This window comes from Archaeoglobus neptunius (assembly GCF_016757965.1).
In the GTDB taxonomy this organism is placed as follows: domain Archaea; phylum Halobacteriota; class Archaeoglobi; order Archaeoglobales; family Archaeoglobaceae; genus Archaeoglobus; species Archaeoglobus neptunius.
The window spans coordinates 67,070-78,475 of the sequence record NZ_JAEKIW010000012.1 but is presented as its reverse complement, the minus strand read 5'-3'; the positions used below and the strand labels follow the sequence as shown (position 1 = coordinate 78,475).

The window sequence follows — 11,406 nt, the reverse complement described above, 5'->3', positions numbered from 1 at the left end:
CTATTATCTCCCTGAACTTCTCGAGAGTTTTCCCACTTTCAAAAATCTTTCTGGCATGTGCATACCCGTTAGCAGCAATACCCGTCATCTCGAAAAGTATTCCGGCTATGCCGAGAGATTTTTCAAGTAAATCGTTTGCCACACCATCCTCAAGAGTTTTCAGAACTTCTTTAGCCTCCAGAGCGGGGCCAACAGCTCTGCCGATCGGCTGACCGCCGTCACTCAAAGTTGCGGCAACTTTAAGGTCCAGCCTTCTTCCTATCTCCATAAGCGAGCTTGCAAAGCTTCTGCCCAGATCGATGGTCTGAATTTTGGCCTTCTCTCCAACAGGAATGTCAATTGCAATAAACCTGGCTCCATCTCCAACCTTTTTTGAGAGTAAACTTGCAATGAGGTGAGGTTTTGGACTCAGCTCAAGCTGGTACTCAATCCTCGTTATCTTCTCATCTGCAGGGGCAATTTTGGCTGCAGCATTCCAGGCTATAACACCGCCAACCCTTTCGGTGATCTCCTTTATCTCGTCAATGCTGAGGTTTACGCTGGCCAGAACCTCCATGGTATCGGCAGTTCCACTTGCAGAGGTTATGGCTCTGCTCGCCGTCTTGGGGATGAGCAGACCGGCGGCAGCGACTGTTGGGACGGTTATGAGCGAATACCTGTTCCCAGGCACACCGCCGATGCTGTGGGTGTCAACGACCGTTCCCCTGTCAAAGCTGATTCTCTCACCCGTTTCGACCATTGCCTCGACCATTCCCTGAATCTCATCGTCCTGCATTCCGACTATATCGTTTGCAAGAACGAAAGCAGCCATTTCAATGTCGCTCAAAACACCATCCGAGATGTCCTTAATAATCTGTTTGATCTCACTTTGTTCATATCTGAAACCATCGAGCTTTTTCCTGATGTATTCGACAGATTCTGGTCTTGAAAAGGGGACGATCTCAACCTCACACTCGCCATCCAGACTGCACATTTCGGCAGTAAAACTGCAGACACCTGCCTCTCCGGAATTAACAAATTCAGACGCAATCTCAACTTCAGCAACGAATGATGTTCTCCCAAATATGACTTTTACTCTATCTCCAGGAATTAACCCGAGTTCCGCCGCATCATCCTGATTCAGCACGACTGCAAGCCGCTCTGTCCTTAAAGGCAGGATTTTTGTTCTGAACTTCATTACAAATTGAAGATTCTGCAGAAATATTAACTTTTTCCAACTCAGGTTAAAAAAACTGTAAATTAATAATTTCATTAAAAATGTTTGAAAAAACGTTTTTAAGCTGGAGTCAATCTAGTAATATGAATATACTCGAAATTGCGGAAGACCTCTACCTGATTGACCTGCCTCAGAAAGCTGAGGGATTTAGAAAATTTATAAGCTCCTGGATTATCAAGGATGATGACAGGGCTGTTCTGATAGACGTTGGACCCGCATCCACAGTTCCGAAACTTCTTGAGTCGTTAAAGTATCTGGAGGTCAGCAACATTGAATACATCCTCCTCACGCATATTCACCTCGATCACGGTGGCGGGATAGGTGAACTTATCAAAAAATTTCCAAATTCGAAAGTTGTCGTGCACAAAAAGGGCGAGAGACACCTGATGTACCCGGATAAGCTGTGGAAGGCCTCAAAAGTAGCACTGGGAAAAATTGCGGACATTTACGGACCTCCACAAAGCATTCCTGAAGATAGAATACACAGAGGCGAGATTGAGTTTTCAGGAGAGAGAATAGAGGTCATGGAAACTCCCGGGCATGCTGCGCATCATCAGAGCTACGTTTTCAAAGAATTCCTTTTCATAGGGGAGTCCGCAGGGGTGCACATGCCCCTCAAAAACGATTACTATCTGAGACCGGCTACCCCAAAAAAGTTCATATATGAAGTTTCTCTTAACTCACTTCAGAATTTAAAAAAGCTCGGGAGCAAAAGAGTTTGTTTCGGGCATTTCGGCTTCAAGAGAGACAGTCTGGAGATAATTGAGAAGGCCGAAAAGCAGCTTAGGGTTTGGGTGGATACCGTTTACGACATTGCATGCAGAAGAGACTTTGAAAACGAGGATGAAATAGTAAAGCAGGCAAAAGAGGAGCTTCTTGAAAAAGATCGTCGATTTGCCAGATACCATCTCCTTGACGACGATATAAAGAAAAGAGAGGATTTCTTCATAAACAACACCCTGAAGGGGATGCTTGACTACGTGTACACAGCCTACTGTGAACCCTAATTTTTTATACCTCCGGAACCTCTAGACCTCGTGGAACCAAGAGACTGGGCGGTGATTCTTCTTAAGCTGAGGAAAGAAGTTCTGAAAATAGCCCTAGTTGTTATCGTAATAAGCTCGCTTTTCTTCACTTTTGGAGCCAACCTTGTTATCGGCAAAATTCTTGGAGATCTGTTTCCCGGAGAGGTTGTTATAGAGAACAAGGACAAGTTGCTTAACATAACCCATGAATTGAAGGAGATCACACAGAAACTTGAAAACTACGCCTACTACCCATCCGAGAAAAACCGCAGTATAGCTTTTGAAGCCTCGAAGAAACTTGTTAGAGTGGCCATGGAGTTAACGACCTCCCCAGTCCTTCTTACTCCACTAGAGGGTCTGCTGTTGAACCTGAAACTGTCTCTAGCTGTTGGCATCGCCGCTGTACTGCCCTACATCTTCTATCTAACACTCACAGCCCTGAAATCCAGGGGTCTGCTGGAAAATGTTGAACTGAAGAAAAGTTCTGCTTTAAAGTATGGAGTGGCTGCCGGATTGCTGTTTGTGCTGGGTATAATTTACGGATATAACATGATGAAATTTTTCATCCGTTTCCTTTACACCATGGCGGTTGCCCAGGGAGCAGTTCCACTCTACAGTCTTTCAGAATTCGTGAACTTTGTGGCACTCATGCTCGTTCTTTTCGGACTGGTATTTGAGCTTCCTTTAATAATGTTCTTCCTTGTGAGAAACGGGATCGTGCAGTACGAGACCCTTTCCTACTACAGAAGGCACATCTATGTGGCATTTTTTGTAATTGGAGCGATAACGACCCCTCCAGATGTATTCACGCAGATAATGGTGGCTGTACCCATGGTTGTGTTTTTTGAGGTGAGCCTCCTATTTGTAAGGTTCTTCGGCCGGAAAAAATAACTACTTCCTTACCCAGTATATGCCTTCTTTCTCAACCTTGCCCTCCTTTTCAAGCCGTTCAAGGTGCTTCAGAATCATGTTTCTCTCGAAATAATCCAGCATATCTTTGAAATACGGTTTTCTGCCATAAATAGGCGAGATTTCAACTATCTCATCAACAGTTTTCGGCTCCTGAAGAATTTCAAGAATCCTTTCCTCCCTTTCATCGAATTTTCTGATGAATTTCTCCATTCTTCTGATGGCCTCTTCTTTGCCGAAAACGGGTTTCGTGTGGGCGGAAACGAACACTTCAAAATCCAAATCAAATAGTTTTTCAATCTCCTTTTTAAAGAGATATGGATCAGACTCCGGATTACCATAAAAAGGTCCGAAAGATGTCAGATCGACATCGGCACCAAAAAGAACCTTCTGATCTATGAGGAGAGCATGGTGGTCTGCCGTGTGGCCAAGAACGGGTATGGCCTCAATTTCAGGACTTTTCATGATAATTCCTTCTTCGTATCCCTCATACGTGAAGGATTTCATTCCGGTTGCACCTTTTATAAAGGACTTCCACATCTCTGCTAGCTCCTTACCCGCGAATCTATTGGCGAGGCTGTCCAGATCTGTCTGAAATTTATTAGGGCCGAGCACTTTTTTGTTTTGAAACAGCCATGCTCCGCTGGCATGGTCGGGATGTGTGTGGGAGATAACGAGAATATCCGCTTTTATTCTTTTAAGTATGTCGATTCCTGTTCCAGCATCAATAAGGACATTATTGACTTTCATGACATTACAAAAGGGGAATTTTCCTCCGTTGATACCTTCGATGAGCTCCATACCCCTGTATATTTTCATCTCCAAATCCAACTCAATTCGGTGTTTAAATCTTTCTTGAATGCCAATTATCATAATAATACTTAATTAATCGATAAAAATATATATTGAAATTAATAGTTGAAATACATGCTGCAGGTAGATCTGCTCTGGGTCTATGCAATCGGATCGATGTTTTCCACTTCCGCCGGAAAGCAGATAAAAAGGATGAAGGGAGATGGAGAGCTGAGCGCAACACCCATTGGAAGCATCTACTTTGCACTTCTATTGCTGTACCTATCGGCAATTTTCGTTCCCGAGGCCGTATGGCTTCTGTGGAACTTCCCGCCCTGGGAAACCATGCACGTGTGGAAATTTTTAGACGAGATTCCAGCAGCACTTGTTACCATGTTTCTTGCGGGAGATTTTATGCTGGCCGTTCTCGGTTACTACGTTTCAAGCAGATTAATCACAGCCAGCAGGGACTACGTCGCACATCTCCAGTGGCTGGGTGGCTACTTCGCCTTCTTCTTCATCCTTCTCTACGGATGGGATGGTACGGGATGGCAGAGGTTTACATGGGACCCAACTGTGACGGGAAGTTTGTGGGAGCCGGGCAAAACAATGTTCCTGCAGTTTGCCAGAAGTAACGTGGCCCTGACCCTCTATGCCATGGCGCTGCCAACAATACTCCCACTTGCAATCAGCGCTTACTGGATGCTCAAAGAAGGGCATACTATCGATGATATGCGGGATGAGGCATCTTCACTGGCATTGAAGGGTGTTGCTGTGTACTTTGCCGGTGTTGGTGTTTCACTGATTTTAGCAATCATTGCTGCAGCCGTTTCAGTATACTCCACACATCTCGCAGGCACATTTGGTTTTGTTTTCGGAATTGCAATAACCGGAGTGATTGCCTATCTATTAGCATTCAGAGAAGGAAGGTTCTTTCACAGAATCGTTTTGCGGTCATTCAACCTGTACAGGTAATCGAAATAGAATCACGGTCTGGAATTTACGTAAGTAAAACAGCAAGACCTTAAACCACTAAACAAATTTACTTTTCGTTGCTTAACCGAGAAAAAAATTGAAATCTGTTGTAGGCCGTTCTACAAAAGGTTAAAGTAAGTTAAACCGGGCCCATCCATTGACACAAGGTTTTTATATTACTATTCAAAACTCTGTAGATCGTATCGGGCGCTGCAGTGAGAGGTGACGAGGATGATCAGGGTAGGGAACAGAGTAAGGCAGCTTTTTCTTGGAAGTCTACCTGCTCTCCTACTCTGCCTCCTTTTCGACTTCGTTGCCGGTGGGGTTCTTGGCGCATATTTTGAAAAGATAATGAATTCCTACCCGATACTTTTCGTAATAATCCCTGGCTTAATGGCAAACAGAGGTAACATTTTTGGGGCAATGGCGTCCCGCCTCACAACTTTGTTGCATCTTGGAGAGATGAGACCCAGATTTGGAGACGAAAACATAGCGAGAAACGTACTTCTCAGTTTGCTACTCTCATTACTGCCAGTGCTCGTTCTCTGGACCGTCGGCGTAATCAAAATCCATCAATTAGTCTTCTCGGTATTGTTGATCGTTCTCGCCTCTACAGTTATTTCTAGCATTGTGATGGGCTACTCAACAGCCGCCGCAACGATCATACCATTCAGAAGAGGTATTGACCCTGATGCTGTTGCAGCGCCAATCGTAACTTCTGTCGGAGACGTTGTCACTTTGCCCCTGTTAATTCTCTTTGTACTTATTTTTGAGCAATCTTTGCCACTGTTCTACATTTCTTTGTTTGCAGCTTTCCTAATACCTGCCTTTCTAATGATTAAGATCAGATTTCGCGAAGACGAGAAGAAAATTTTTAGAGAAGTTCTTGGAATCTTAATAGTGACGAGTGCAATTTCTTCCGTTTCTGGCAGTCTTTTTGAACAGTACAGCAAGCTTATATATTCTTCAATCCTTTTCAGTGTTGTCTATCCATCGATTGCCGATTCAACTGGAAATCTTGGAGCAATAGTGGGTGCAAAAACATCAACTAGGATCCACCTTGGTGAGGTAAAAGGAACCATTGACCGTGAAACTGTTATAGATATAATTTCATACACATTCCTCGGATTTTTTATTGGAATCCTGATAAACCTACTTGGAATTCTTGTAGCCAGGTTGACCATAGGTAAAAATGTATGGCTCATATGGCAGTTCGTTTTTCTTTATCCACTTCTGCTTCTGATAACAATGTTTATGGCCTACTACATCTCCCGCATTTTTGTCAGAATCGGTCTGGACCCTGACAATGGCACGGTGCCGATGATAACAACACTGGCAGACCTTATGTCTATGACCTTCATAATCGGAATAATCCACCTTATTTAGTTGGCTCACCACCTAATATCTGAGCTTCCCACAAGCTCAATCAAGACCGGATTTCGCTTTATAAATTAGCTCCATGCATGTTTTTCTCTAAATTCCGTCCACCTGCAACCTGTAAAACATAACCCTTAAATAGTATTTTTTTATACAGTTTTAGTGCAGGTGATGATATGTTTGAGAACGTTATAGCCGACATGCTGGGGGTTAATGGGGTTAAGGGAGTATATATTGTGGATAGAGAAGGGTCCCTGATTGAGGCCGAATCAGTATTTTCCGATGAGGATGATGTTTATGCTGCTCTGATAGCCGATGCTTTTAACAAAGCGTCAGAGGTTCTTGAAAAGTTATCTTCAGATGAAGCTGAACTCGTTCTGATCGATGGAAAGGACAACAGAATAATCGCCTCAAAAGCCGGGGACCTGATATTCGGTGTCGTGGCCGAGCAAAAGACGAACTATGGTCTGCTTAAAATTGAAATGAAAAAGGCGGTTGAGAAAATAAGTGCAATGGTGTAAACGATGCTGATCCCGAAGGGTCAGACTCTGGAGCTTGGACGGAGGGGTGCTTTCAGAGAGATAATAAGAGAGTTATCAGAAACCGAATTTTCGGGATATGTGGAAGTTTCTTACAAAAAAGAGGAGCTGACAAAGGGCAAAGTACTGTTCAGCGGTGGTAAAATCGTTGCTGCAGGGATTCAGAGGGTTATAAGCAAAAAGGAGATTCTGGGCAGTGATGCACTTAAGGAGCTTCTGAGCCTTGAAAGCTGCGTTGCAGATATATACGCTCTCGACGAGAAAAATATCGCAAAAGCTCTTGAATGGAACAAAAAAGCCGTCGTTGAGGAGCTTCCGGAAGGAGAAAAAGAAATGGAAGACGGTCTGACCGAAGATGTGATTACAACACCCGACGAGAGAGAAAGAATTCTGAAAAAATATGGAATAAAAATGCCCACAGATGAGGAGATTGATCAGATAATAATCAATGCTCTGGAGGGTGGATACGACGTTGTCTCCACAACCGCAGGAGATTTTGAATCACTGAAAAAAGCACTCATAAGCACCGCAGAACTTTACCTCGGAAAACTGTCAAGAAAGGTTATAAATGTGATTAATGACTGCAAATCAAGTGAAGAGCTGGTGGAGCGTTTTCCAGAGATTAAAAGCGCGGCCAAATCTCTCGTTGTCTTTGTTCCCAGAAAAAAAATTGATGATATGCTTTCCGAAATGGAGAGAATTGTAGGAGAAAGTATCTAACCTTTTTCCAGCCTCTCTTCTACGATTTCAACGTATTCTCTCAGATCCTTGTTCATTTTCAGTACTTCAAGTATCTCCTTGTAGTTGCTGTCATCAACGTCCTCGTAACCAAGAGATTCCATGGCCTTATTTAAAAAAATTTTAGCGACAGGTCCGATCTCCTTCTTCAGCTCGTCTAGCAATCTTTTGTAGGTTATCATTTGAGTGCCTCCTCAAGGCTATCCATCGCAACTTTGAGGCTCCTCCTCAGTCTCTCTATGCTTTTTGCCAGTATCCCTATTTCGTCATCTCTCTCCTGGAATGGTACTTCAGCTTCCAGTTCGCCTTCACTGATTCTGTCAGCGACTTTGCTCACCTCAACAATCGGTCCGGCTATGTTGGTCATTGTGAAGAATGCAAGAACGGCTATGAAGACGGCAGCGATGGCAAAGGCTATACCGAATCCCATGTAAATGCGCTGCTTTGCAGCTTCCAGACTTGTGTAAACCTGCTGACCTGCGAGTTCAACGTTCTTGTCTATCTCACCGGCTATATTTTCCGATGGATTCGCAGGATTCTGTGTGAGATACTGGAAGTATCCATCTATATATGCAGAGGTACCGGCAATAAGATAGGCCTTTCTTCCAAGCACCGGGTCATAGACCTTCACATTTGTGGGATAGTGACACAGATATTTTCTCACCTTCTCACCGGTTGTCGGTTCAACCCAGGTGTAGTATCCACAGTAAGGCTGCGGTGTCTCGGGGTTTTCCATAACTTTAATGAGAAGGCCGTAAAGCTCCGGCATTTTCTTGTCCCACTGGAGGTGATACTTCACATCCAGACCCCAGTACTTTTTCGGAACCACGGGATGGGCGACAAGAACCGCTCTCGGTTCACCATTGATCACAGCTCCTGCACCCACCCAGGTATACTCCTTTGCTCCCCATGTCTGGAGAGCTATTGAAAGAAACTGCGAATCGTTCATCAGGTCCCTGGTTGTCAGATCGGGATTTTGTGCCAGCTTTGCTTCAACATAGGTTTGAATTTGCAGTGCAAGGTCCTGAGCTTTCATTCTCACAGCTTCCTGTCCAGCACGTACCAGATACTCCTGACTGACGTTCACAACTCCTGCTTTCGCCTGCTGGCCGAACTGCTGTATTTCGGCGTGAACATCCTCACTGAAGGCATTCACGCCTGAAAAAACCATCTGTCCCAGAATAACCAGTGGGACAATGCTCGCAACGACAACAATTAATATAATTTTTGGTGTCAGTTTCATTTCCTGCTCACCTCCACAAAATCATTTATTTTTACACCCAGCTTCTCCCTAACCCACGTGGGGACAATAACAAATCCTTTTTTGGAATAGGACATAACTCTCAGGTTTACACTACCGTTTTTTCTCACCGTGACATAGTTACCTTCCTCAACTTTGAGTGTTTCCATGAGGTCTTCACCGAGAAATGCGATATCACTACCTTCAAAATCGTATTTTTGGGCAAAATTCAGATCTACACCCACCTTGGCCTTCACAGTCCCTGTAATCAACTCCACAGCTTTTGTAGCTTCAACTTCTGCATCTTTCGTTAGGGATGCCACCTCCGAAATACCCTCTTTAAGTTTTGAAATTTTATCATTTCTTTCCTTCACCTCTGATTCCATACCTGCAGCCTTTTCCCTGAGATATTTCCCGATTTCTATCACCATCTGGTCTGGTGGAAGTTTAACGAGCTTTTCCAGTACGTCATCGGGTATTATGCCCCTGTATACATCCCTTATCTCATACGCCTTCAATTTCATTTCTAGCTCTTTTATTTTTTCCTGCAGATCTCTGATTGTCTCTTCCTTCTCTGCAAGCAATTTCTGGCATTCTTCGTCCATTTACTAACACCTCCTTATTCTAACAATAATTGTTATTGCTGTGTAATTCAAAATAAAAACTTTATGCAATTATGTATGCCAGAAGCACATTACCTGCAATTGACTGTTTGCTTCAACCCAGAAAACCTCTTATCATACCCGCCTCCACAACTTTCCACATGTAATCTCTCTCGAAAACTTTGCCAATGATTTTCAGCGAGTTTGGATTGAAGAACTTCATCGCTTCACTCATCTGCAAGTTGATATCCCCGAATACCTCGCAAACAATTTCATAATCCTTGTCGGTCAGTTCTCCAAGCCCTATGAGCTCAGGTGGGAAGCCTATGGAGTACAGTGAGGCGCAGAATGTTATTGCTCTCGGCAGCTTCACTTCTTCTCCCCTTGCATAGCCAAATAGGCCAGTATGAAGCTTTCTCATCCGCCTTCTCGGCACGTTCTTCGAAAATTAACCTTGGAAAACTCGTGGTATTTATAACATTAACAGAATATAGAACAAAATATGCGTTCAAGGTGTTCACAAAAAGAAAAAACTGGTAAATCAGATTATCTTTTCCTGAACCATCAGCTCAGCGTTGAGTATGCTCGCTCCAGCAGCCCCTCTGACGGTATTGTGTCCCATAACGATGTACTTAATCCCTTTTTCGCCATCCTTCCTGATTCTGCCCACCACAACACTCATTCCGTTGCCCGCATCTCTGTCAAGTCTGGGCTGTGGTCTGTCCGGTTCTTCCCTCACAATTATGACTTTCTCCGGTGAGGTTGGCAAATCGAGAGGTTTGAGCGACTCGAAAGCTTCTTTAACTTCCTCAACAGTTACATCTCTGTCGAATTCGACCCAGACAGCCTCAGTATGTCCATCAATCACCGGAACTCTGTGACAGGATGCTGAAACCTTGATGTCCGCAAACTGTACCTTCTTCCCATCAAATTTGCCGAGGAGTTTGAGCGGCTCGGTCTCAACCTTGTCTTCCTCGCCCCCGATGAAAGGGATCACGTTGTCGGTGATGGCCAGAGAGGGAACGCCAGGATAGCCAGCGCCACTTAAAGCCTGCATGGAGGCAACCCTGACGTTTTTCAGCCCGAGATCCATTAATGGTTTCAGTGAGATAACCAGAACTATCGTCGTGCAGTTGGGGTTCGTAACTATGAACCCATCCCATCCCCTATTTTTCTTCTGAACCTCCACCATACCCAGATGCTCTGGATTCACTTCCGGTATTACGAGTGGAACGTCATCTGCCATTCTATATGCCGATGCATTGCTGGCGACGACGAATCCGGCCTCAGCAAATTTTGGCTCGATCTCCTTCGCCACGCTGGATGGCAATGCAGAGAAGACGATATCCGCATCCACATGCTTTGGATCGAGAGGTACCATCTCAATATCCCTCGCAATTTCGGGCACATCCTGTGATACAATCCAGTCAACCTCCTCTCCATACTTCTTCCCAACCCTTCTCTCAGAAGCGGCGAGACTCGTTAGCTTGAACCACGGATGTCTCTCGAGGAGCTGAATGAACTTCTGTCCAACCATCCCGGTAGCGCCCAGTACTCCGACACTGTATCGCATGGTGGAAAGGTTACGGACAATTTAAAAAAGTTAGTGGTGCAACTCCTTCTCCTTGGCCTTATTCAGAGCAAGAAGTACGTTTGCCCTCAGGGTCATTTCGAAGTACATTTTGTCCGGTTCGAGAATCACGAATTTTTTCGGTACCGGAATTAAAAGGGTGTCATCACATCTGTAGCAGTGACTGCCGTTGGAATCGACAAAAATTTTAGCTCCTTCTGGCTTTTTCCTGTTTACGCAGACGTACACTTTCTTATCCTTGTTCTTCCTGACCAGGTCCATGATTTCTTCAATGGTATACGTTTTCATCAGGTTCTCAATTATGCTCTCGGCGAGTTTTGAGTTGGTATCTAACTCTGCCTCAACTGTTTCCATCCGAAGTTCTGTTAGCCAACCTAAAAATAAATCTTCTGGTTCACTCCA

Annotated in this window: 14 protein-coding genes; 6 read left to right on the top strand and 8 right to left on the bottom strand. The window is 44.4% G+C overall.

The features are described from left to right. Nucleotides 1-1,177: thymidine phosphorylase (locus tag JFQ59_RS10270; protein ID WP_202320342.1), on the bottom strand; the 1,177-nt coding region annotated here is incomplete at its 3' end. Between the two features lie 122 nt (nt 1,178-1,299). Here JFQ59_RS10270 and JFQ59_RS10265 point away from each other — a divergent pair. After that, nucleotides 1,300-2,223 carry an MBL fold metallo-hydrolase gene (locus JFQ59_RS10265; RefSeq protein WP_202320341.1) on the top strand — a complete coding sequence of 308 codons (924 nt, stop codon included), beginning with the start codon at nt 1,300-1,302 and terminating at the stop codon, nt 2,221-2,223. A 30-nt stretch (nt 2,224-2,253) separates the two neighbouring features. After that, a complete protein-coding gene (gene tatC, locus JFQ59_RS10260) occupies nt 2,254-3,132 on the top strand; it encodes a twin-arginine translocase subunit TatC (protein WP_202320340.1) in 879 nt (292 codons plus the stop codon). Here the strand turns inward: tatC and JFQ59_RS10255 are convergent, their stop codons facing one another. Next, complete coding sequence (locus JFQ59_RS10255; protein WP_202320339.1) at nt 3,133-3,969, bottom strand: MBL fold metallo-hydrolase; 837 nt, start codon at nt 3,967-3,969, stop codon at nt 3,133-3,135. 108 nt (nt 3,970-4,077) lie between these two features. Here JFQ59_RS10255 and JFQ59_RS10250 point away from each other — a divergent pair, with 108 nt between their 5' ends. The 4 genes from JFQ59_RS10250 to JFQ59_RS10235 all read left to right on the top strand — a co-directional run bounded on the left by JFQ59_RS10250 (nt 4,078) and on the right by JFQ59_RS10235 (nt 7,553). After that, nucleotides 4,078-4,917, top strand: coding sequence for a hypothetical protein (locus JFQ59_RS10250; RefSeq protein WP_202320338.1), 840 nt, complete (start codon nt 4,078-4,080; stop codon nt 4,915-4,917). Between the two features lie 231 nt (nt 4,918-5,148). After that, the gene (locus tag JFQ59_RS10245; RefSeq protein ID WP_202320337.1) at nt 5,149-6,303 is read left to right on the top strand and encodes a magnesium transporter; all 1,155 of its coding nucleotides are present in this window, start codon (nt 5,149-5,151) and stop codon (nt 6,301-6,303) included. A 167-nt stretch (nt 6,304-6,470) separates the two neighbouring features. Next, nucleotides 6,471-6,815 (top strand): roadblock/LC7 domain-containing protein, encoded by a 345-nt coding sequence (locus JFQ59_RS10240; RefSeq protein ID WP_202320336.1) that lies wholly within the window; start codon nt 6,471-6,473, stop codon nt 6,813-6,815. Nucleotides 6,816-6,818: 3 nt separating this feature from the next. After that, a complete protein-coding gene (locus JFQ59_RS10235; protein ID WP_202320335.1) occupies nt 6,819-7,553 on the top strand; it encodes a DUF2226 domain-containing protein in 735 nt (244 codons plus the stop codon). On the opposite strand, the gene JFQ59_RS10230 is transcribed toward JFQ59_RS10235, so the two are convergent. The 6 genes from JFQ59_RS10230 to JFQ59_RS10205 all read right to left on the bottom strand — a co-directional run bounded on the left by JFQ59_RS10230 (nt 7,550) and on the right by JFQ59_RS10205 (nt 11,358). Further along, nucleotides 7,550-7,753, bottom strand: a complete 204-nt coding sequence (locus JFQ59_RS10230) for a hypothetical protein (RefSeq protein WP_202320334.1) — start codon at nt 7,751-7,753, stop codon at nt 7,550-7,552. The genes JFQ59_RS10235 and JFQ59_RS10230 overlap by 4 nt on opposite strands. After that, nucleotides 7,750-8,814 carry a HAMP domain-containing protein gene (locus tag JFQ59_RS10225; protein ID WP_202320333.1) on the bottom strand — a complete coding sequence of 355 codons (1,065 nt, stop codon included), beginning with the start codon at nt 8,812-8,814 and terminating at the stop codon, nt 7,750-7,752. The genes JFQ59_RS10230 and JFQ59_RS10225 overlap by 4 nt, the downstream gene beginning before the upstream one ends. After that, nucleotides 8,811-9,416: a hypothetical protein gene (locus JFQ59_RS10220; protein ID WP_202320332.1), complete on the bottom strand. Its 606-nt coding sequence runs from the start codon at nt 9,414-9,416 to the stop codon at nt 8,811-8,813. Before JFQ59_RS10220 ends, JFQ59_RS10225 begins: the two co-directional genes overlap by 4 nt. A 112-nt stretch (nt 9,417-9,528) precedes the next feature. Then, entirely contained in the window at nt 9,529-9,834 is a 306-nt protein-coding gene (locus tag JFQ59_RS10215; RefSeq protein WP_202320331.1) for a phosphoenolpyruvate carboxylase, read from the bottom strand. Nucleotides 9,835-9,954: 120 nt separating this feature from the next. Continuing rightward, nucleotides 9,955-10,986 carry an aspartate-semialdehyde dehydrogenase gene (gene asd, locus JFQ59_RS10210; protein WP_202320330.1) on the bottom strand — a complete coding sequence of 344 codons (1,032 nt, stop codon included), beginning with the start codon at nt 10,984-10,986 and terminating at the stop codon, nt 9,955-9,957. 30 nt (nt 10,987-11,016) lie between these two features. Beyond that, nucleotides 11,017-11,358, bottom strand: a complete 342-nt coding sequence (locus JFQ59_RS10205; protein ID WP_202320329.1) for a hypothetical protein — start codon at nt 11,356-11,358, stop codon at nt 11,017-11,019. Between the last annotated feature and the right edge of the window lie 48 nt (nt 11,359-11,406).